The following is a 20,592-nucleotide window of genomic DNA, read 5'->3' on the forward strand; positions in this document are numbered from 1 at the left end:
ATTTAAGTTGTTTAAGTTGCGGGGTCGTAGTTAAGCACGGTTATAACGCCGGCCTGTCACGCCGGAGGCCGCCGGTTCAAGTCCGGTCGACCCCGCCATTTTTTTGTCTTGTGAAAGCCTACAAAAAGTCTTGCTATTGAAGCTATGCTCACTATAATACCAGTTCTTGGTTGGAAGACCTCGTAAGAAACCGAAAGGAAGATAAAAAGGAGGAAGTTTAAGTCATGAAAAAAGGTATTCATCCGCCCTATCACCAGGCAGTTATTAAGTGCGCCTGCGGAAATGAAATCCATGTTGGATCAACTAAGAAGGAACTAAAAGTTGAAGTCTGTTCCAAATGCCATCCTTTCTTTACCGGTAAACAGAAACTTGTGGATACTACGGGAAGAGTTGAACAATTCCTGAAGAAATACAAAGATTACCAGATTCAAGAATAAAAACTCTCGGAAAGAAAGAATTTTTCGGCAGTTAGCCGTTATGAAATCCTGCAGGGTGCATGCTGTGCATCCTGCCTTTTCTTATCAGTCTGTTGGTAAGGCTGTGATACTAGTCAGTATCTAGTAAAAAATCAGGATGGTGGTGTCAGAGGTGTTATGTTAGAGAGGTTGGAAGCTGTAGAAAGTAAGTTTGTGCAAATTGAGCAAGCAATGAGCAGTCCTGAGGTTATTGGTCGTCCTCAGGAGTATCAGAAGCTTGTAAGAGAACATGCGGAAATTGCTCCTATTGTTGATGCATACAGAAAATACAAGGATTTGAATCGCCAAATTGAAGCAAATCTCGAACTTCTTGAAGATGAAAAAGATCCTGAGATGAGGGATCTAATCAAACAGGATATTGCTGAACTCGAGGAAAAAAGAGATGAAGCTCTTCATCAGCTAAAGCTCATGATGCTTCCCAAAGATCCCAATGATGAAAAAAACGTCATTCTGGAAATTCGTGCTGGAACTGGTGGGGAGGAAGCCGCTTTGTTTGCGGCGGATCTTTTCAGGATGTATGCCCGCTATGCAGAAGAAAAGGGATGGAAGATAGAAGTTCTGGATAAACATGTGTCGGACATGGGTGGCTTCAAAGAAATCATTGCAAGCATTCATGGTAAGGGTGCTTATAGTCGTTTGAAATTTGAGCGGGGAGTTCACCGAGTCCAGCGAATTCCTGTTACAGAAAGCCAGGGACGGATTCACACTTCTGCCGTTACGGTGGCAGTGCTTCCGGAAGCAGAAGAGGTGGATATCGAAATTGATCCGTCGGAACTTCGTATTGATGTTTTCAGATCGTCGGGACCAGGAGGACAGAGTGTCAACACTACCGATTCTGCTGTAAGGATTACCCATCTGCCCACAGGGATTGTAGTTACCTGCCAGGATGAAAAGTCCCAGCATAAAAACAAGGCTAAGGCTCTTAAGGTGCTTCGTTCTCGGCTTCTTGATATGAAGCGACGCGAACAGGAAGAAAGGATTGCTCAGGAAAGAAGACAGCAGGTGGGAACGGGGGACCGAAGTGAGCGTATCCGAACATACAATTTCCCTCAAAATAGGGTCACCGATCACCGTATTAACCTTACACTTTACAAACTTGAAGAAGTTCTTAGCGGACTCCTTGATGAAATCATAGATGCCTTGATAACTTACTATCAGACGGAAGAATTGAAGCGGTTGGATGTTTAGTTCTTATGTGGGCGCACAATGCGGAAGCAATGGACTATTTTGACTCTTCTCGAGTGGACCGTTGACTATTTTCGTAAGAAAGGCATTGATGCGCCTCGTTCAGAAGCTGAAGTTCTCCTTGCTCACACCCTGGGAATCCGTAGAATTGATCTTTATCTTCGCTATGATCAGCCTCTGTCCCCTGTCGAACTCGCTTCTTTCAAGGAAGTAGTAAAGCGCCGGGTGGCTCGTGAGCCTTCTCAATACATAACGGGGCGAAAAGAATTCTGGTCGCTGGAATTCGAAGTTAATCCATCGGTTCTAATACCCAGACCGGAGACAGAAATCCTGGTCGAGAAGGCTGTAGATTGTGTTCTAGAGCGGGGCTATAAGCGAGTAGTTGATGTTGGAACCGGATCGGGTGCTATAATCGTTTCGATTGCTCATGAACTTCCAATACTTGATTTTCTCGTGGCAACCGATATTTCTCCCGAAGCTATAGCCGTTGCGCGTCGGAATGCAGAAAAGCATGGAGTCGCTGATCGAATTAACTTTTTAGTTATGGATCTTTTTTCGGCTTTCAAGCCTGGCGTGCTTTTCGATCTTATAGTTTCTAACCCTCCTTACGTTTCCCATGAAGAATATAAAACACTTGCCCCCGAGATACGTAATTATGAACCGTCTCACGCTCTTCTTGGTGGTGGAAAGGATGGCCTAGATACAGTAAAAGCTGTTTTGACCAATGGTTGGAATCATCTTGTCGTGAGAGGTATGATGCTTGTTGAAATAGGACATAAACAGGCGTCAGATGCTGGTGAATTCTTTAGAGATATGATTGAAAAAAGGGGCGGAAGTGAAGAATGCTTTCGTCTGAATGTGATAAAAGACTACAGTGGTTTTGATCGATTGCTTTGCGTTGAGAAGATAAAACCTACGTAGCTTTGAATCTTCCGAAAGAAAGATTAAAAATTTTGGGGTGTAAGAATGGAGGGAAAACTGAGCCGTGGATAAACTCGTTATAGAAGGAGGCAAGTCTCTTGAAGGAACCGTTCCTATAAGTGGAGCAAAGAATGCAGTTCTACCGCTCATGGCTTCCACTATACTTGCTCCTGGTGTTCATCGTTTTGAAAATGTTCCTCGTCTAAGAGATGTTAAAACCATGATGAGTCTTCTAGAATTTATGGGGGCTGAAACGTCCCTGGATGATAGCGGAAACCTTCTCATTGACTCATCTAGGCTTAATAATCTAGAAGCTCCCTATGATTTGGTTAAGACTATGCGTGCTTCTGTGCTGGTGTTGGGTCCTCTTGTTGCCCGTTATGGTAGAGCTAGAGTATCCCTTCCTGGTGGGTGCGCTATTGGAGCTCGCCCTATCGATTTGCACATAAAGGCTCTTGAGTTGATGGGTGCTGACATAAACATAGAACACGGCTATGTAATCGCTGTTGCCGAAAGGCTCCGAGGAACAGTTTTCACCTTTGATCAGGTTACGGTAACAGGCACCGAGAATATACTCATGGCGGCAACACTAGCGGAAGGAACAACCGTTATTGAAAATGCCGCTCGAGAGCCAGAAGTTGTGGCGCTAGCGGAATATCTCAAATCTATGGGAGCAAAGATTCAAGGGGCAGGGTCTCATCAGATCATTGTTGAAGGTGTAGATAAACTCACGCCGTCCACCTGTGGGGTGATTCCTGACAGGATTGAGATTGGGACTTATATGGTGGCTGCCGGTATAACCGGTGGACATCTCATTTTGAGTCCTTGCATTATTGAGCATGTAGAAGCTATCGTTAATAAATTAAAGCTTGCTGGCTTAAAAATCGAAGAGCGAAATAATGGTCTGGAAGTGTGGGGACCGGAATCGATCAAAAGTGTTGATGTCAAGACCTGGCCCTTTCCGGGATTTCCAACCGATATGCAGGCTCAATTCATGGCTTTGATGACCCTTGGATCCGGCGTTAGTGTGATAACAGAGCAGATTTTCGAGAACAGATTTATGCATGTGCCTGAACTTAACCGCATGGGTGCCAAGATAAGGCTTGAGGGACGTAGTGCCATTGTTCAGGGAGTTAAGAAACTTACAGGAGCACCGGTTATGGCGACAGATTTGCGAGCTTCGGCATCCCTTGTTCTTGCAGGGCTTGCCGCTAATGGCAGGACGGAAGTTAGTCGAGTCTATCATCTTGATCGAGGATACGAAAAACTTGATCAAAAGCTTGAAGCTGTGGGAGCGCGTATCAAACGCGTTAAAACGTAGTTTAAGAAATCTTTCCCCTGGTGGTGCTCTAGGGTTTTCTTTTGTTCTAGGTCTCTACCTTACCGACATAATACCCCTTTTTACGATTTTTCTAATTGCCTTATTGTGCCTTGCCTTCTGGGCGATAATCCGCTTTAGACAATATAAATTGGAATTTTTCGTCATATGTCTGATTATATTTAGTTTCATTGCTGGAATAGGGTATCGGTATCTTCAGACTCAGATGGCCGAGAAAGATGTTGAGAATTTTAAAGAGTTCATGCAAGTTCTTGGATTTCCTAATCAAGTTCGGTGGGAAGGCTCTATTGATAGTTTCATTGAAAAATATCCCGATAAAATACGCTTCGTTGCTAGAGTAGAAAAAATCCTGGATGGAAACGAGGCCAGCAAATTCCTTGAAGATGGAATATTCAAACCGAAGCTTTACGTTTTTGTGAAAAATCCGGATAGACGCTGGAAATACGGTGAAAAGTTTATTGCGGTAAGCTCTATACAGGAGTCGAAAAATTTCAGAAATCCAACTCCACCATCTCATCAGGATTTTCAAAAGATAAAGTTCTGGAAGGGCATTTACGGTGTATCTTTCATAGATGGGAAGGAAATTATCACTCTGAATGACGAATATAGGTCACTTTATGTTCGTTTCCTGCAATGGATAGATGAACAAAGGCAGGCTTTTTCTGATTATCTGGATCGGACTATATCATATCCAGAGAGTGCTTTCCTTAAGGCTCTGACGGTTGGTTATAGAAGGTTTATCAGTGATGAATGGAATGAGTTTACAAGTCGTGCTGGAGTCCAGCATCTACTTGCCATTTCGGGGCTACATTTAGCTTCCGTAGCTGTTTTATTGTTTTTTCTGGTGAGATGGGGGCTTAAGAATATCGCTCCAGGGTTATTTCTTTTCATTCCGGAACCCGTGCTTTCTGCTTTAATTTCGCTCCCTGTCGTGGCTTGTTACGCTGTTTTAGCCGGTCTTGCCGCCCCAACTCAAAGATCGCTTATAGCTGTGGGATTCATAAGTTTTGGATTGCTTTTATTTAGAAAAATAGACTTTTTTACAATTTTTTCCCTTGCCGCCATGATGATACTTATTACGGATCTGTCCTTGCTTTATTCTCCGTCTTTTGCGCTTTCCTTTGCAGCAGTGGCTGGTATTACATGGGTGGCCATGGTGTTGAGACCTATGGGAGAAAACGGATATCTTTGGGCAGGAGGCTCAGAACCTGATCAGGGACGTTTGGTAAAGTTGCTAATTGGGACGAGGAGAGTTCTTTTTGATATTTTTTGGGTAAGCCTGTGTGTGCAAGTTGTTCTGTGTCCGCTGGTAATCTACTTTTTCTTCAGGTTTTCCTGGGCTGGATTGATAGCAAACGTTGCGCTTGTTCCTTACGTGAGCCTTTTCGTGGTTCCAGTGGGACTTGCTGTTCTTGTTGGTTTCTTGGTGAGTCAGGTCATAAGCGATATTTTTGTCGGTATCGCAAAGTTTTTGATCAAGGTAATGATTGGGCTAATAAAGTTTTTTGGGAACTGGAATGAGCTTGTTTTTTGGGGAACTCCATGGACGTCATCTCCAGTAGTAGCAAAGTTATGGATCATTTGCTATTGGATCGGACTGGCTTTGGCTGTTGTAACACTTAAAAGAAGAAAATCGCCGATTTTATTGACGATGATTATACTTGCTCTAATTTCAGCATCTTATCAGGGTTTAATTGCTGTCACGGAGCGAAAGGAAGGGGGTACACTTGAAGCAATTGTGCTGGATGTGGGCGATGGAAGTAGCAACTTTATCGCTTTTCCAGATGGCAAGACAATGATTATAGACGGGGGAGGCATTCCCAAAAGCTCGATGGACATTGGATCTCGGATCATTGTTCCTGCTGTTATCGCCTTAGGTTTCAGGCATATAGATGATGTTGTTCTTTCTCATTATCATTACGACCACGCAAAGGGGCTTGAATTTTTGCTTAATTCTTTTCCCGTAAGACGCTTTATAGAACCTTTATGTCCTCCGACACACGATGATGAATTTAGGTTGGTAAGCTTTGCCGCTTCAAGAAAAGTGTTTGTAATTCCATACCATAATGCAAACCAGATTAACAGTGACTTTGAAAAGGTAAATTTTCAGATTTTGTATCCTTCATTCGATGAGTTGAGTTCTACGTCCTTATGCAAGAATCTTAATAGATCTTCTACGGTTTATAAGGTTAGCTACGAAAAAACGGTTCTTGTAATTCCTTCTGATGCCACCCTGGATGTGCTTTATCAAATAAAATCAGACATTTCCAGGAAAGATAATGAAGTGCTTCTGCTAGTTGCGCCTCATCATGGAAGATGTGGATCTTTTGATGAATCTCTTTTTGATGAGATTTCTCCAGATGCTGTCATTATTTCGACAAAAAAATCCAAAAATGTGCCTTGTCCGGCCTTTATTCAGTGGTGTAAGAAAAGAAATGTTCCTTGCTTTACGACTTTTGATAGCGGAGCCATAAGATCTATATCCAATGGAAAGTCCTGGGCTATTTACGGAACCAGTGAGAAAGGCACGCCCTATTTGTTAAGTGTGATTTCTTATCGGCATTAGAAAATTTTTCCGCTTTTTCTTAAATGGATAGAAAGTTTAGGAAAAGGTTGTCTTGGTGTAATAAGCTTAAGGGAGGATGTGAAAATGCGCATTTATGGATTTGGCGATATTCATGGGAATGAGAAGGCTCTGGATGTTATTCTTAGACATATTGATACTGTAAAGCCTGATGAGGTTATATGTCTTGGGGATATCGTAGGATGGCTTCCCTGGGGTAGAAAAACTCTTGAAGTCATTACTAAAATGGGAATTCCTTCTGTCGCTGGGAATCATGATCTTATGGTGGCAGGGGTTTTCCCTGATTATAAGGATCAAATAGATAGAATGCAGGCAACAGCTTACACAGCCGGGACCCTAGCCGAATTTCCACAATTCTTGGAATATCTCGAATCTCTTCCGCTGGTTATAGAAAAAGAAACATGTGTGATCACTCACTTTAGCCCCTTTGATTTACCCGAGGAAGGCACTTCGGTGTCTATTGAAAATTTCACATATCTTAGTGAAGAAAAACTTGGGGAATGTATCCCAAAGTGGAAAGACTTCTTGGTCCAAGTCATTATCACCGGACACGATCATCTACCCGCACTCTACGAATTTACTGAGAACGGACAGGTAAAGAAACATCCTATAAGGGCGAAAGACTCTGTGGCTGAAAGTAGTTCTACTTTTGCTGGTGGAATAATAGAAGAGAAGTTTGTGCTTAATGGTTCTAGTAAATATTGGATAAAAGCAGGGGCTGTAGGGGGACCTTACAGGGACGGCGTGCCTATGGCAAACAGCGTTTTGTATGATGCCAACGAAGGAGTGATAAGCTTTTTTCGTATACCTTACGATGTATGGAACGTTGCCGAATCTTTGAGATTAAATAGACTATTCAGGAACATTGAAACCATTCAGCGTTTTGTCAGGACAGCCTATGCCTGGAATAAAAAATAAATGAGAAACTTCCCCTTCCCGAAGTTTGTGGAAAAGGGGAAGTTTCCTGAGAGAGGTGGGAAGATTATAAATTTAGGCTATTCTCGGTTACTTGGTTGTTGCTTTCTTGGCAGCGGGTTTCTTAGCTTTAGCTTTTTTTGCTTTAGCTTTTTTCACTTTCTTCTTGGCCTTCTTCACTTTCTTTTTGGTAACTTTCTTAGCGGGAGCCTGAGCTGGCACAGGGCTTAGTTGCTCGGATACACCTTGCTGCTGAACAGCCGGTGGTTGTCCTGCCGGTGCTGGAGGAGCCTGCTGCTCCTGAGCAAAAGATGCCCCATTAACCATGATAAAACTTGCTGCGATGAGTGCACTTAAGAACCTTTTCATATTCCTTGTTCTCCTCTCTAAAATTTATTCCGATTCCTCCCCGCCTCTCGGGAAATAAAAGTGCTACTTCCTATTTTAGGAAGCAGCACTTTCGCTTATTTATTACTGAACCACAACGTGGCTTTTAATAGCTTCAAATTTCTTCTTGGTAATGCCCTTTACCTTCATAAGATCTTCAGGTGCACTGAAAGGTCCGTTCTTTGTTCGATATTCAACAATTCTCTTGGCAAGAACTTTACCAATGCCAGGAAGTTTCTCAAGATCTTTCTCTGTAGCAGTGTTAATATTCACAGGTGCTGCAGCCTCTGCCGCCTTGGCCTTCTTGGTAACTTTCTTAGGAGCCGCTTCTTTCTTTTCAGGAGCAGCCGCTTTTTCATCTTTCTTCATTTCTTTAGGAGCAGATGCTGGCGGGGCTGCTGGTTGAGCTGGCTGAGCTGGTGCCTGTTGCTGAACTGCAGGTGCTGGCTGAGCTGCTGGCTGAGCTGGTGCCTGCTGATCAGCCGCAAATGAAATACCAACCGTTCCCATCAAAAAAACTGCTGCTACGACTACTTTCAACCACTTGCTCATTTTGTCCTCCTTTGCTTACTTTGTTAATTGTTGGTCTAAATCCCACCTCTCACTATTAGCGTGAGCTAGCTTAATCATTATTTTAACCAAATATCAAAGCCTTATTATGGCTATTGATGACTTAAAAAAGATGCTTTATTCGATTTGGCATGTATTTTTTGTGAAATATCATCATTTTTAATGCTGATTCTTCTTAAATTAGTTAGTTTCGCAATAAGCTTATGCTTGTTTGGGATGGTTAATCGAATTAAAAACCTTTCTTGCTTTTTAATATGCTGGGCATAATATTAAATTTCTATTGTTTCTCCAAAATAGTTGGAACAGTGGTAACAGACGAAGGAGGTTAAGAAGAGGTGGGCCACTTTAGAGTGAGTATTTTGCTGTTTGCTTTTTTTAGTTTTTTGGGAATTCTCGGTGTTGAACGGGGTTTGGCTGATATTACTCAAGGGGCTTCTCCCGCTATAGTGGTTGCCGTAAGTATTCCCCCTCAGAAATTTTTCGTCGAACAAATTGGTGGAAATCGTGTCCAGGTTGTTACTCTAATCCCCCAAGGAGCTGATCCCCACACTTATGAACCAAAACCAAAGGATATTGATGATCTTCAGAAAGCAAAACTCTATTTTGCTATAGGTTATTTGGATGTGGAGAAAATATGGCTTGATAGGTTAAAGAAACGTTTCCCCCAAATGTCGGTAATCAACATAACTTATGGTGTTGTTATGAAAGAAGGTCATTCTCATAGAGATGGGGGAGAACATCATCTTGATAGCGATGGCGTGGATCCTCATGTATGGCTTTCCCCACCCCTTGTGATGCTTCAGTCTCGCAATATATATCAAGCTTTGGTGTATGCAGACCCGGAAGGAAGAGCTTTTTATAGTGATAACTTTAAAAACTGGATGACAAGGCTTGTAGCTCTTGATGTGGAGCTTGCATCGATGTTTTATTCATTTAAAGGGCGTTCTTTTTTGGTTTACCATCCAGCATGGAGCTACTTTGCCGAGACTTATGGGTTAAACCAACTGGCTGTGGAGAAGGAAGGAAAATCTCCTGGTCCCAGGGATCTCGAAAGATTGAAGGCTGAAGTAAAAGAAAACGGCATTAAGGTTCTTTTCGTCTCGTCCGATGTCCCTTCAGTCGCTGAAAAGAATATTTCTAAAGAGCTTGGGGTTGACCTTGATGTTTTAAATCCTCTTGTTTACGATTGGGAAAGTAACATGAGAAATGTTGCAGCCAAATTGGTATCATCCATGAAGAGGTAAGAAGATTTGAATAAATCCGGTAAAATCGTTGTAGAGTTTGAAAATGTAAGTTTTTCTTACAACGGGCATACAGTGCTTAAAAATGTGAATTTACAAGTTCCGGAAAGGGACTTTTTAGCTTTGTTAGGTCCCAACGGTGGTGGGAAAACTACTTTAATTAAACTTTGTGTTGGGCTTTTGAAGCCGGAAAAAGGGATTGTCCGCATATTTGGAGTTGATCCAGAAAAAGCAAGGCACCGCATTGGCTATGTGCCTCAGGATATAAACCGCAATAAAGAATTTCCTATTAGCGTCTTTGACGTTGTAATGACAGGTCGTCTTGCAAAGAAAAGGGGATTAAGACGTTCAATTTCTTTAGAAGATCGCCGCAAGGTTCAAGAAATACTGGAACGGATGCATCTTTCTTCATATGTTCATCGCAGACTTGGTGAACTCTCAGGGGGACAGAGACAGCGGGTTTTTATTGCTCGAGCTCTGATTGGAGAGCCGGAAATTCTCTTTATGGATGAACCTACAGCGAGTGTTGATCCTATGTTTCAGACTGAGCTTTATGATCTTCTCAAAAAACTAAACGAGAATCTTACAATTGTTGTGGTGAGTCATGACATGAGTGTTTTATCGTCCTATGTTAAATCTATAGCATGCGTAAATGGAGGAGTATTTTATCACGGCGATCCAGAACTTACAGAAGAAGTGATCGGTAAGGTTTATCACTGCCCTGTGGAATTGATAGCTCATGGTGTTCCACATCGGGTGCTTAAGGAACATCGATAAATTGAGGAAATGCAAAACATGGCGGAATTGATATCGTTCTTTCATCTGGATTTTATGAGACAGGCACTTCTAGCTTCTTTTCTTGCAGCTATAGCTTGTGGGATTATTGGTTCTTTGGTTGTGGTAAATAGAATGGTCTTTCTCGCAGGAGGTATCGCGCATGCTGCCTATGGAGGTGTAGGACTTTCACTGTTCTTTAGACTTCCAATGCTTCCTGTTGTAACAAGTTTTTCGGTTTTATGTGCTCTCCTGCTTGGTATCATAACATTTCGAAGGCAACATCATGCCGATGCCCTCGTGAGTGCTCTATGGTCTATTGGGATGGCTCTGGGAGCTTTGCTAGTTAGCCTTACGCCCGGCTATCAATCGGATCTTATGGGTTATCTTTTTGGAAGCATTTTGACCATTTTGCCGTCTGACATTATGGTGATGTTTATACTTGATGGAGTTCTTCTAATCTGGATTTGGTGGTTTTATAGGGAAATTATGGCAGTTTCCTATGACCTTGAGTATGCTCGGGTTTTAGGTATTCCCGCCACATTGATTTATTATTTAATTCTTGTTCTTACGTCTGTAGCTATTATTCTTCTCATGAGATTCGTAGGTCTTGTTCTTGTGCTTGCAATGCTTTCTATTCCGTCATATTTGGCTGAACACTGGAGTGGATCTCTAAAGACCATGATGTTTCTTTCGTCAGTCTTTTCCTTTGTTTTTATGGTGTTGGGACTCTGGATATCCTATGAGCTTAATTTGCCTGCTGGTCCTGTAATGATAATAGTATCCGGCGTAAGTTTTTCAGTGGTAGAAGTAACTCGCTACATGGCTCTAAGAAAAAAATCTTGACACCATATAAAGTTTGTCTTACCTAACAATTGAACAATCCAACTGAGGTAAGAAACCATGAAAGGGTTTAAGGAATTTTGGAAATTTTGGAAGAATGATTGTCCTCCATGCGCGAAGATGCCCCAGTTTGATCCAAAACAGAATAATCTAAAACCTCTGGCTATGGCTGAATCGGGAAAAAGGCTTAAGGTTTGTCGAGTTATTGGTGGGCGAGGGGTTTGTGCAAGGCTTGCTCACATGGGCATCTATCCTGGTGTGGAAATGGAACTTCTTTGCGGGGGGTGTGATTCTCCATGCATAGTAAAAGTTCACAACGTAACGATATCTCTTGGTAGAGGCGTAAGCCAGAAAATCATGGTGGAAGAAATCGGTAGATAGTTATAATTTTTTTTCGGCTAATAGTTAGTTGCGCCTAACTTTTAGGGAGGGGGTTGATGGGAAAGCGGATTATACTGATGAGACATATGGCTGAAGGTCAAAAAGGTATTATTCATTCCATAAAAGCCACAGGAGAATTAGGAAGAAGAGTCAGAGATATGGGACTTACGCCGGGAACCCCGATAGAAATTCAGGGTAGAGCACCTCTTAAAGATCCTGTTGCCATTAAGGTCAGAGACTTTAGACTGACTCTTAGAAATAATGAGGCGGATTACATAGAGGTAGAAGTGGAGGGAAACGATTCATGAGCCAGGAACTTGTTGTTGCGCTTGCTGGAAATCCTAATTGTGGAAAATCCACTCTATTTAACGAACTGACCGGAGGGCGTCAGCATGTTAGCAATTATCCGGGCATTACTGTAGAAAGAAAGGAAGGATTTTTTAATTTCAATGGATTAAGATTAAAAATAGTTGACCTTCCTGGAACTTATTCCCTTACTGCCTACTCCCTGGAAGAACTCGTTGCCAGAGACTTTATCGTTGATGAAAAGCCTCATGTAGTGGTTAATATCGTGGATGCCACAAGTTTGGAGCGACATCTTTATCTGACTGTTCAATTGCTGGAACTAGGTGTTCCTGTCGTGCTGGCTCTTAATATGATGGATATGGTCGAGCAGCGAGGAATGTCTATAGATAAGGAAAAGCTTTCAAAACGCCTTGGAATTCCGATCGTTCCCATGGTGGCGAGATCTGGTAAGGGAAAAGAAGAACTGATTCGAACAATCATTCAAACGGCACAAAATCCCAGAAATAATAATATATTCACTATCTCCTATGGCCCCGATGTGGATCACTTCCTTCATGAAATGGAAAAGCTTATTGATGAGAAAAAGTTCCTGACCGATAAGTATCCATCTCGATGGATTGCTCTTAAATATCTCGAAGAAGATCAACAAATTATGGAAAAAGGTGATGCGGTCAGCAAGGAATTCTCTGACTATCTAAAATCAATGGCAGGCAAAGTGGCGGACCACATCTCAAAAACTCTTGAAACCTACCCTGAAGCAGTTATTGCAGATTATCGCTACGGCTTTATTACGGCTCTCCTAAAGGATGGTATAATCCAGCGACAGTCTGTTCCTGGAGGCAGGGAATTAACCGACGTTCTTGACCGTATTCTTACCAATCGACTTCTGGGTCCCATCATTATGATCCTTATTCTTTACCTGGTTTATACTGTGACATTTACCTATAGCGAACTTCCGGTAGAATGGGTCAATAAACTGTTTGAGTGGCTTGCTAAAGCCGTAAATAAAGTTCTTCCAGAAGGACCTTTGCAATCTCTTATCGTGGATGGAATAATAGGTGGCGTAGGGAATGTCTTCAGTTTTGTGCCGTTAATAATGCTAATGTTTTTCTGTATAGCTGTCCTCGAAGATACTGGATATTTAGCCAGAGTGGCTTACATGCTTGATAGGATTTTCAGGGTTTTTGGACTTCACGGCAATTCAGTAATGGCTTTCATCATTGGAGGAGGAATTGCTGGTGGATGTGCTGTCCCGGGTGTTATGGCTACCAGAACGCTTCGTAGCTCCAAAGAGCGTCTTGCGACAATTCTTACCACGCCTTTTATGAATTGCGGCGCCAAATTACCTGTTTATGCGATGATCATTGCGACTTTTTTTGAAACACAGCGAGCTCAAATCATGGTTGTTTTGACTCTATTTTCATGGCTGATAGCTCTTGTCGTGGCTTGGATACTTAGATCAACAATTTTGAAGGGACCTCCAACTCCATTTCTGCTAGAACTACCGGTGTATCGTCTCCCAACCCTCAAGGGGCTTATTATCCACACCTGGGAGCGCACATGGCAATACATTAAAAAAGCTGGCACGATTATTGTGGCTATTACTGTCCTGTTGTGGGCACTTATGAGTTATCCTAAGCCGCCTGAGGAAATGATAAAAAATGCAGGCCCAGAAGATAAAAATCGAATCGAGCTTGAATATTCCGTTGCTGGTAGAATTGGTAAAGGCCTTACCCTGGTAAGCCATCTCTGTGGCTTCGATTGGAAAATTAATGTGGCTCTTTTTGGAGGTTTTGCCGCTAAAGAGGTGATCCTTTCAACTCTTGGAACAGCTTACGCTCTGGGATCTGAAGATGGTAATGAAGAAGCAGCAAACACGAGCCTTAGTCAAAGGATTAAAGATGATCCACAGTGGACGCCCCTCCTTGCGTGGGTCTTCATGATTTTCATTATGATCTACGCTCCCTGTATAGCAACTCTAGCTGTTATTGCTAAAGAAACAGGGGGTGTTAAATGGAGTCTTTTTGCGTTGGTGTTTAACACTCTGGTTGCTTTTACAATTGCGACAATTATATACCAGGTAGGTAGAATTATTTGATTTTCCTGGACAAAAAGGAGAAGCCGAAGTGATCCAATGGATATTAGTTTGGTTTATTGTAGTTGTGTGTGTCGTGATTGTAGTAAGATTCTTTTTAATAAGAATAGGGGCGGGAGCTTGTAACTGCTCTTCATGCTCTATGACTGGTTGTGCTAGTAGGATTGAACTAAAGGATGATTTAGGATCTAATCGGCAATAAAATGTAACGATTAAGAAGGATTTTTGCAGTGGAAATATCGGTAAATATTAAGAGAGAAGGCGACTATTCCTACAAAATAGAGTGTGAGCAGGGGCTCAGAAAGAAGATAAGGAATAAACTTAAAGAACTTGCTCCTGGGAAGAAGATGTTTTGGATCTGCGATTGGGAAGTCACAAAAAGATGGGCTAAAGATTTTTTTTGGGAAGATGACGAAGTGATTGAATGGGAAGCTCGGGAAGATCTAAAAAATCTAAGCTCGATTGAAGCACTTGCTCGGGAGTTGGTTCGCCGTGGAGCCGACAGAACGTCTCTTTTAGTTGCCGTAGGTGGAGGCGTTACAGGGGATGTGGTAGGGTTTCTTGCGTCAGTTTACATGCGAGGTGTGCCTTTTGTGCAAGTTCCAACAACCCTTGTTGCTCAAGTGGATAGCAGTATTGGTGGTAAAACGGGGGTTGACCTTCCCGAGGGTAAAAACCTTGTCGGAACTTTTTATCAGCCTTTGTGGGTGGCTATAGATCCTGAATTTTTAGTTACATTGCCTGAACGAGTTTTTTCCCAGGGGATGGCTGAAGTTATAAAAACAGCGTGGATTGGGGATCCCGAATTGATTAAGCTTTTGGAGGAAGGGAATGATCAAGCTGTAAAGTCACGTGATTTGGCTGTTCTTGAAAATGTAGTTAGTCGATGTGCCAGGATAAAAGCAAATATTGTTATGGCAGATGAGAGAGAAAGCGGGCTAAGGCGTGTGCTGAATCTTGGACATACCTTTGGGCACGCTATTGAAAAAGTGAGTGGCTATTCGATTCCCCATGGAGATGCTGTTGCGATTGGTTGCGTTTGCGCTGCGCATCTTGGTGTTTTATTGAAGAAAGTTTCTGATGATGTGCCTGTGAGAATGGCTTCGCTTTTTTCTAAGTATGATCTTCCTGTTAAGATTCCAAAGCTATTTCGATTTGAAGATATTATGGAAGCCTTATGGGCTGATAAAAAGAAAACGGGCCAGAAGCTTACTTTTGTTATACCTCTTGAACCAGGGCAGGTCGAGCTTTATACCACAAGAGATTTTTCTTTAGTGGAAAAAACCGTGCTTTTAAATTATTGAAAATCTCTTGACGAACTAAAAACGCTTAACTAACATGAGAAGCGTTTTGAAGCTTTTTTAGGTGTGTGTATGTGCTAACATTTATCAGGAGGAGGATTGTAGATGAAGAAGCTTGTTGGAATCCTTGGGGCTGTGGTTCTTTGTGCATCGCTTTTAGGCGGTTGCGCCAGCACTAAGGAAATCAAGGCGTTGCAGGATCAGACTCAGCAGGCGTTGCAGCAGGCTCAGCAGGCTCAGCAGCAGTGCCAGGCCAGCGCTCAGGCTGCGGAATCCGCTGCCCAGAGAGCTGAGCAGGCCGCTCGCAAAGCCGAGGCAATGGCTGCTAAGTGCGAAAGCATTTTCACGAAGCACATGAAGAAGTAGTTTTATCTTTTAAGAATTGTTCAATTCAAAAAGGGGGAAAATTCGCTGAGAATTTTTCCCCTTTTTAGTTTAATCGAAGTTTATTTACTTGCTCTTTTCTTCAAACTCAGCGTCAACTACGTCTTCATCAGCTTTTCTGGTGTCCTTTTCTGCTTCCGTTTCTTTAGATCTACTTGCCGATTCGCTACTAGCCTGCTGATATGCCTTTTCAGCAACTCTATGAGAAAGGTTTATAAGAACGTTTGTTTCTCTCTCTATCGCTTCTCTATCGTTTTCTTCCATTAGCTTTTTGAGCTTTTCAATTTGCGTTTCAATTTCAGATCTTGTGGCCGAATCTACCTTTTCGCCGAGTTCTCTAAGGCTTTTCTCTACACTGTATATGATACTGTCAGCTCGATTCCGCGCTTCAACAAGTTGTCGTTTTTTGTGATCTTCTTCGGCGTGAAGTTCAGCTTCTTTTATAAGATTCTGTATTTCTTCCTCAGAAAGTCCGCTGGATGGGGTGATCTTTATGGCCTGTTCCTTTCCTGTGGCTAGATCCTTGGCCGATACATGGACAATGCCATTGGCGTCAATGTCAAAGGTTACCTCAATTTTGGGAACTCCTCTAGGAGCAGGTGGGATACCCACTAGATCAAAACGCCCTAGACTCTTGTTGTCAGCCGCCATTTCTCGTTCGCCCTGCAGGACATGGATAGTAACAGCAGTTTGATTATCAGCAGCGGTGGAGAAGATCTGACTTTTTCTTGTGGGTATTGTGGTATTTCGTTCGATAATTTTTGTCATTATGCCGCCTAGAGTTTCTATACCCAGAGAAAGAGGCGTTACGTCCAGAAGTAGCACGTCCTTTACTTCGCCTTTTAACACTGCACCCTGGATTGCTGCACCGATAGCCACAACTTCATCGGGATTAACACCTTTATGAGGCTCTTTGCCAAAGAAGTTCTTTACTAGTTCCTGAACCTTAGGCACTCGAGTCATTCCGCCAACGAGGATGACCTCGTCGATGTCTTTTGCATTAAGACCGGCATCTTTTAAAGCCCGTTCCATTGGGGGAACAAGACGGTCGATTAGGTCTTCGACGAGCGATTCAAACTTGGCTCTGGTGAGCTTTCTTACGAGATGTTTGGGTCCCGTGGCATCCGCAGTTATGAAGGGAAGATTAATTTCAGTTTCCAGAACTGTGGATAGCTCTATTTTGGCTTTTTCTGCTGCGTCTTTGAGGCGCTGTAAAGCCATGCGGTCATTTCTAAGATCTATGCCCGTCTCTTGCTTGAATTCGCTGACAAGCCAGTCGATGATGCGTTGATCAAAGTCTTCCCCTCCAAGGTGAGTATCACCGTTGGTTGCTTTGACTTCAAATACTCCATCGCCTATTTCTAGAATGGAAATATCGTATGTGCCGCCTCCAAGATCAAATACTGCTATTTTCTCGTCCTTTTTCTTATCGAGACCGTAAGCCAGAGATGCGGCAGTAGGTTCGTTAATGATCCTGAGCACGTTGAGACCAGCTATTCGTCCAGCATCTTTGGTTGCCTGACGCTGGCTATCATTGAAGTATGCGGGAACGGTAATTACGGCATCGGTTACCTTTTCGCCAAGATAATCTTCCGCTGTCTGTTTCATCTTCATCAAAATGTAAGCGGAAATTTCGGGAGGGCTGTAAACTCGCCCTCTAATTTCAATATGAGCATCACCATTTGAAGCTGGAACAACCTTGTAAGGCAGAATTTTTACATCACCTTGAACCTCCGGAGAATCGTATTTCCTTCCCATGAGTCTTTTCACAGCAAATACAGTGTTATTAGGATTTGTGATGGCTTGGCGTTTTGCGACCTGACCTACCAGCAATTCCCCTGCCTCTGTAAAAGCGACTATGGATGGTGTGGTGCGTCCTCCTTCCGAATTTACAAGCACTTTTGGTTCCTTACCTTCCATTATGGCTACAACCGAGTTTGTTGTGCCAAGATCTATGCCTATTACTTTGCTCATGAGTCGTCGTTTACCTCCCTTTATACAAGAATTTTGATGATTTCTAGGGAACAGGCTGACTATAAACAAACTATAAAGCAAAGGATGACTTTAACATGATCGGCGATTCTAGCAATCCCTTGCCTTACTATTTCCCGAAAAACTTCTGGATTTTTAATGGCGAGTTGATCCTTTCGCCACCACAACCATTGCAGGGCGAAGGAGGCGGTCTCGGAACATGTAGCCCTTCTGAAATTCTTCAATGACCGTATTTTCAGGATATTCCGATGACTCTCGCTGCATTACAGCTTCGTGATATCTTGGATCAAAGGGCATGCCAACAGATTCGAACGGTTTACAACCAAATTTTTCCAACACGGTAAGGAAGTTTTTCAATGTTAACTCAACACCTTCCCTAAGAGTTTTAAAATCCGCATCACCTCCTGAATGTTGCAAGGCTCGTTCGAGGTTATCCACTACTGGAAGAAGTTCTCGGAGGAGCTGTTCATTGCCGTAACAGATTATGTTTTCACGCTCCCGTTCAAGCCTTTTTCTCATGTTGTCAACGTCTGCAGTCATCCTAAGCATCCGATCACGTAATTGAGCAATTTCTTCCTCCTTCTGCCTCAGAAATTCCATCAGTTCTTCACGAGTAAGCTCTGTAGCTTCGCTTGGCTCCTGAGCGGTTTCTTCATTTGTAGCTTCAATCTGATCGTTCTGTTGAAGTTCTTCCTTTGCTGGTTTGTTTTCAGGATGACCGCTATCCTCAAACTTTATCATACTCTTCGCACCTCCTGGACCTTATCTTATGCCGAATAGGGACGGCATGTTGGTTCGCTTTCCGCTTTTCCAAGCGGATTTTGCATGTATTCGCTAACTACCTGAGCAGTAAATTCAACTATAGGAACTATCCTGGGATAATCCATCCTTAATGGTCCAATAACACCTACAACACCAAGGACAAAATCCCCACGCCGATAGGGAGAGGAGACAACACCTATTTCGCGGAATTCTTGAAGCTGACTTTCAGGTCCCAGAATCACATGGGCTCCTTCTCGTGGTTTAATAGCCATGTCTAGAAGTTTCACAATACGGCTTTTGTCTTCGAAGGTTTTTATAATTTGCCTCAGTCTCTCAACATCCGAGAATTCGGGATTGTTTAGGAGATTTGCCTGCCCTTCAATATGAACATTTGCTTCGAGTTCTTCAGCCTGACGTAACAATTCCCCGAGTAGCTTCATTAGTCTGGCATAAATGTGGTCAAAAACCATTTTATCTTTTTGCATTTCTTCCAGTATCTTGGCTTTGACCTCCCCAAGTGACAGTTCGTGGACGATGTCATTAAGGTATCGGCTATATTTATCCAGTTCTTCTTGCGTCAGATTTTCTTCTGAGAGAATAAGCCTGTGGTGAACTATCCCGGATTCGGCAACAATAATTGTCAGGATATACCTTTCATAAAGCTTTATGAATTCAATACGTTTAACTTTGACATTTTCAAGTCTCGGGAACAAAACTACACCTACCTGAGAACACAGGTCAGAAAGAAGTTGAGATGTTCTTTTCAATACATCTTCTGTGCTTCCTGTCGTATTTTGATATGCTTGTCTTATGAGTTCCTGCTCCTTTTTCTCAAGTTTTTTTGACTCCATGAGGGATTCAAGATAAAGTCTGAGCCCTTTTTCTGTAGGCACCCGCCCAGCTGACGTATGAGGTTGATAAAGATATCCCATCTCTTCGAGGTCGGACATGATATTGCGAATAGTAGCAGGGCCTAGGTGTTTCATGTATTTCCGCGACACAGTTCGCGATCCTACAGGTTCGCCTGTATGGATGTAATCCACAACCACCGCCTTGAGCACTTCCCTATCTCTTGAACTAAGCTCAGACACTTTTTCACCCCCTTTTCCATTGCATCAAAGCTTTTTAACATCATATACCAGGGCTAATTCAGAATGTAGTGCCAATTTAAATGCATGTCAACTAAGCTAGGAGCGTGTTCTAAAAAGACGTCGGTAAGGGTGAAAAAATTTTCACCTCTACCTTGGGCGCCGAGGATGGGGATTGATTCCCTATGAATCGGTCGCCGAGGACGGCGACCATCCCAATATCTTACCGCCGTCATGGGAGGGACGGCGTCCTCACCGTCTGTTCTCTGGTGCGCCCGGCATGGACGTGCTCCTGGAGGTGAAAGTCCTCCCGTGGGTTGATCACAGCGAGCGTAGGGAAGCGCAACTGCACGAGGGTGACCTGGTGTAGGGAGTCTCAGGATGGACGGCGTCCTCGCCGTCCTGCGAGCCGATGGACAGGAGCCAGATAGAAAGTGCTGCGGAGCAGGGCGAGCGGTCTGGAGTCTGCGAAGCTCTCGTGATCAAGGCGAAGTGGCGTAAATTCGGCGGTTGTGCAGTAAGGGCGAAAAATTTTTCGCCCCTACATGCACCCGAAAAGGTGAGGGTGATGAACCGGAGCGGGAAGTCAGCAGAGGCCGTAGTAGCTATCTGCAGAGGCAACCACAAGATGTCGCCCCTACACTTCTCGAGCCACCCGATGTGGATCCCCATGCCAGTTGGTGTGGGAGGGGATCGGTCAAACTAACCGCCCCTATCCCAATTTATAAGGCGGTGCATGCTACCATAGGGTGTGCTGGCAACAAACTTTCACAAAACTATGAACACCTTAGAAGTCTTATTCATTATTATCTTCTACCTGACTTCTTCAACATCAAACCCCACAATGTTTCTGCTCTCTCGGCTGAATTCAATTCCAAGAAGATATATTTTTGTGGATCCATTTGCATACTTTTCCCAATATCTCTTTTCTTTTAGCTGACCAAGTGCCTTTCCTTCCCCATCTAGTTCAACAACCTTGAATTCCATAATGTAAACTCTGTCCCCATAGAAAACCGTCATGTCTATCTTGCCTACGTTCGTAGCATCT

The 20,592-nt window shown here is 43.1% G+C and carries 20 protein-coding genes and 1 tRNA gene; 15 read left to right on the forward strand and 6 right to left on the reverse strand.

The annotated features are described in order from the left end of the window. Nucleotides 1-20 precede the first annotated feature (20 nt). The 7 genes from WHS38_11090 to WHS38_11120 all read left to right on the forward strand — a co-directional run bounded on the left by WHS38_11090 (nucleotide 21) and on the right by WHS38_11120 (nucleotide 7,423). Nucleotides 21-98, forward strand: a tRNA-Asp gene (locus WHS38_11090). Nucleotides 99-224: 126 nt separating this feature from the next. Next, nucleotides 225-437 (forward strand): 50S ribosomal protein L31, encoded by a 213-nt coding sequence (rpmE, locus tag WHS38_11095; GenBank protein MEJ5301521.1) that lies wholly within the window; start codon nucleotides 225-227, stop codon nucleotides 435-437. Nucleotides 438-593: 156 nt separating this feature from the next. Next, entirely contained in the window at nucleotides 594-1,664 is a 1,071-nt protein-coding gene (gene prfA / locus WHS38_11100; GenBank protein ID MEJ5301522.1) for a peptide chain release factor 1, read from the forward strand. An 18-nt stretch (nucleotides 1,665-1,682) separates the two neighbouring features. Beyond that, on the forward strand, nucleotides 1,683-2,582 hold the full coding sequence (prmC, locus tag WHS38_11105; GenBank protein ID MEJ5301523.1) for a peptide chain release factor N(5)-glutamine methyltransferase: 900 nt from the start codon (nucleotides 1,683-1,685) through the stop codon (nucleotides 2,580-2,582). Between the two features lie 64 nt (nucleotides 2,583-2,646). Further along, nucleotides 2,647-3,903 carry a UDP-N-acetylglucosamine 1-carboxyvinyltransferase gene (gene murA, locus WHS38_11110; GenBank protein ID MEJ5301524.1) on the forward strand — a complete coding sequence of 419 codons (1,257 nt, stop codon included), beginning with the start codon at nucleotides 2,647-2,649 and terminating at the stop codon, nucleotides 3,901-3,903. Continuing rightward, nucleotides 3,851-6,487: a ComEC/Rec2 family competence protein gene (locus tag WHS38_11115; protein ID MEJ5301525.1), complete on the forward strand. Its 2,637-nt coding sequence runs from the start codon at nucleotides 3,851-3,853 to the stop codon at nucleotides 6,485-6,487. The genes murA and WHS38_11115 overlap by 53 nt, the downstream gene beginning before the upstream one ends. 84 nt (nucleotides 6,488-6,571) lie before the next feature. Beyond that, nucleotides 6,572-7,423: a metallophosphoesterase family protein gene (locus tag WHS38_11120; GenBank protein ID MEJ5301526.1), complete on the forward strand. Its 852-nt coding sequence runs from the start codon at nucleotides 6,572-6,574 to the stop codon at nucleotides 7,421-7,423. A gap of 87 nt (nucleotides 7,424-7,510) precedes the next feature. Here WHS38_11120 and WHS38_11125 read toward each other — a convergent pair whose 3' ends face one another. Next, nucleotides 7,511-7,789 (reverse strand): hypothetical protein, encoded by a 279-nt coding sequence (locus WHS38_11125; GenBank protein ID MEJ5301527.1) that lies wholly within the window; start codon nucleotides 7,787-7,789, stop codon nucleotides 7,511-7,513. Between the two features lie 102 nt (nucleotides 7,790-7,891). Next, on the reverse strand, nucleotides 7,892-8,359 hold the full coding sequence (locus tag WHS38_11130; protein MEJ5301528.1) for a helix-hairpin-helix domain-containing protein: 468 nt from the start codon (nucleotides 8,357-8,359) through the stop codon (nucleotides 7,892-7,894). A gap of 353 nt (nucleotides 8,360-8,712) precedes the next feature. On the opposite strand from WHS38_11130, the gene WHS38_11135 reads away from it, so the two are divergent. The 8 genes from WHS38_11135 to WHS38_11170 all read left to right on the forward strand — a co-directional run bounded on the left by WHS38_11135 (nucleotide 8,713) and on the right by WHS38_11170 (nucleotide 15,684). Beyond that, nucleotides 8,713-9,621: a zinc ABC transporter substrate-binding protein gene (locus WHS38_11135; GenBank protein ID MEJ5301529.1), complete on the forward strand. Its 909-nt coding sequence runs from the start codon at nucleotides 8,713-8,715 to the stop codon at nucleotides 9,619-9,621. A 6-nt stretch (nucleotides 9,622-9,627) separates the two neighbouring features. Further along, nucleotides 9,628-10,395 (forward strand): ABC transporter ATP-binding protein, encoded by a 768-nt coding sequence (locus WHS38_11140; GenBank protein ID MEJ5301530.1) that lies wholly within the window; start codon nucleotides 9,628-9,630, stop codon nucleotides 10,393-10,395. A gap of 18 nt (nucleotides 10,396-10,413) precedes the next feature. Continuing rightward, entirely contained in the window at nucleotides 10,414-11,238 is an 825-nt protein-coding gene (locus WHS38_11145; protein ID MEJ5301531.1) for a metal ABC transporter permease, read from the forward strand. 57 nt (nucleotides 11,239-11,295) lie between these two features. Further along, nucleotides 11,296-11,616 (forward strand): FeoA family protein, encoded by a 321-nt coding sequence (locus tag WHS38_11150; protein ID MEJ5301532.1) that lies wholly within the window; start codon nucleotides 11,296-11,298, stop codon nucleotides 11,614-11,616. A gap of 56 nt (nucleotides 11,617-11,672) precedes the next feature. Continuing rightward, nucleotides 11,673-11,924 carry a FeoA family protein gene (locus WHS38_11155; GenBank protein MEJ5301533.1) on the forward strand — a complete coding sequence of 84 codons (252 nt, stop codon included), beginning with the start codon at nucleotides 11,673-11,675 and terminating at the stop codon, nucleotides 11,922-11,924. Next, complete coding sequence (gene feoB / locus WHS38_11160; protein ID MEJ5301534.1) at nucleotides 11,921-14,020, forward strand: ferrous iron transport protein B; 2,100 nt, start codon at nucleotides 11,921-11,923, stop codon at nucleotides 14,018-14,020. Before WHS38_11155 ends, feoB begins: the two co-directional genes overlap by 4 nt. A 227-nt stretch (nucleotides 14,021-14,247) precedes the next feature. Continuing rightward, nucleotides 14,248-15,321, forward strand: a complete 1,074-nt coding sequence (gene aroB / locus WHS38_11165) for a 3-dehydroquinate synthase (GenBank protein MEJ5301535.1) — start codon at nucleotides 14,248-14,250, stop codon at nucleotides 15,319-15,321. A gap of 102 nt (nucleotides 15,322-15,423) precedes the next feature. Continuing rightward, complete coding sequence (locus WHS38_11170) at nucleotides 15,424-15,684, forward strand: Lpp/OprI family alanine-zipper lipoprotein (protein ID MEJ5301536.1); 261 nt, start codon at nucleotides 15,424-15,426, stop codon at nucleotides 15,682-15,684. Between the two features lie 84 nt (nucleotides 15,685-15,768). Here the strand turns inward: WHS38_11170 and dnaK are convergent, their stop codons facing one another. From dnaK to WHS38_11190, 4 genes are all read right to left on the reverse strand, one after another. After that, entirely contained in the window at nucleotides 15,769-17,676 is a 1,908-nt protein-coding gene (gene dnaK, locus WHS38_11175) for a molecular chaperone DnaK (GenBank protein ID MEJ5301537.1), read from the reverse strand. A gap of 153 nt (nucleotides 17,677-17,829) precedes the next feature. Further along, nucleotides 17,830-18,435, reverse strand: coding sequence for a nucleotide exchange factor GrpE (gene grpE, locus WHS38_11180; GenBank protein ID MEJ5301538.1), 606 nt, complete (start codon nucleotides 18,433-18,435; stop codon nucleotides 17,830-17,832). A gap of 26 nt (nucleotides 18,436-18,461) precedes the next feature. Continuing rightward, the gene (hrcA, locus tag WHS38_11185; GenBank protein MEJ5301539.1) at nucleotides 18,462-19,547 is read right to left on the reverse strand and encodes a heat-inducible transcriptional repressor HrcA; all 1,086 of its coding nucleotides are present in this window, start codon (nucleotides 19,545-19,547) and stop codon (nucleotides 18,462-18,464) included. Between the two features lie 810 nt (nucleotides 19,548-20,357). Then, nucleotides 20,358-20,592: PD-(D/E)XK nuclease domain-containing protein (locus WHS38_11190; protein MEJ5301540.1), on the reverse strand; the 235-nt coding region annotated here is incomplete at its 5' end.

The sequence above is a fragment of the Thermodesulforhabdaceae bacterium genome, assembly GCA_037482015.1.
Taxonomy (GTDB): Bacteria; Desulfobacterota; Syntrophobacteria; order Syntrophobacterales; family Thermodesulforhabdaceae; genus JAOACS01.

Coding starts and splice junctions, on each gene's coding strand:
- grpE (MEJ5301538.1), bottom strand. CDS start 18,435: ATGATAAAGTTTGAGGATAGCGGTCATCCTGAAAACAAACCAGCAAAG.
- WHS38_11125 (MEJ5301527.1), bottom strand. CDS start 7,789: ATGAAAAGGTTCTTAAGTGCACTCATCGCAGCAAGTTTTATCATGGTT.
- WHS38_11130 (MEJ5301528.1), bottom strand. CDS start 8,359: ATGAGCAAGTGGTTGAAAGTAGTCGTAGCAGCAGTTTTTTTGATGGGA.
- prmC (MEJ5301523.1), top strand. CDS start 1,683: ATGCGGAAGCAATGGACTATTTTGACTCTTCTCGAGTGGACCGTTGAC.
- WHS38_11155 (MEJ5301533.1), top strand. CDS start 11,673: ATGGGAAAGCGGATTATACTGATGAGACATATGGCTGAAGGTCAAAAA.
- prfA (MEJ5301522.1), top strand. CDS start 594: ATGTTAGAGAGGTTGGAAGCTGTAGAAAGTAAGTTTGTGCAAATTGAG.
- dnaK (MEJ5301537.1), bottom strand. CDS start 17,676: ATGAGCAAAGTAATAGGCATAGATCTTGGCACAACAAACTCGGTTGTA.
- rpmE (MEJ5301521.1), top strand. CDS start 225: ATGAAAAAAGGTATTCATCCGCCCTATCACCAGGCAGTTATTAAGTGC.
- feoB (MEJ5301534.1), top strand. CDS start 11,921: ATGAGCCAGGAACTTGTTGTTGCGCTTGCTGGAAATCCTAATTGTGGA.
- WHS38_11170 (MEJ5301536.1), top strand. CDS start 15,424: ATGAAGAAGCTTGTTGGAATCCTTGGGGCTGTGGTTCTTTGTGCATCG.
- WHS38_11145 (MEJ5301531.1), top strand. CDS start 10,414: ATGGCGGAATTGATATCGTTCTTTCATCTGGATTTTATGAGACAGGCA.
- WHS38_11120 (MEJ5301526.1), top strand. CDS start 6,572: ATGCGCATTTATGGATTTGGCGATATTCATGGGAATGAGAAGGCTCTG.
- WHS38_11150 (MEJ5301532.1), top strand. CDS start 11,296: ATGAAAGGGTTTAAGGAATTTTGGAAATTTTGGAAGAATGATTGTCCT.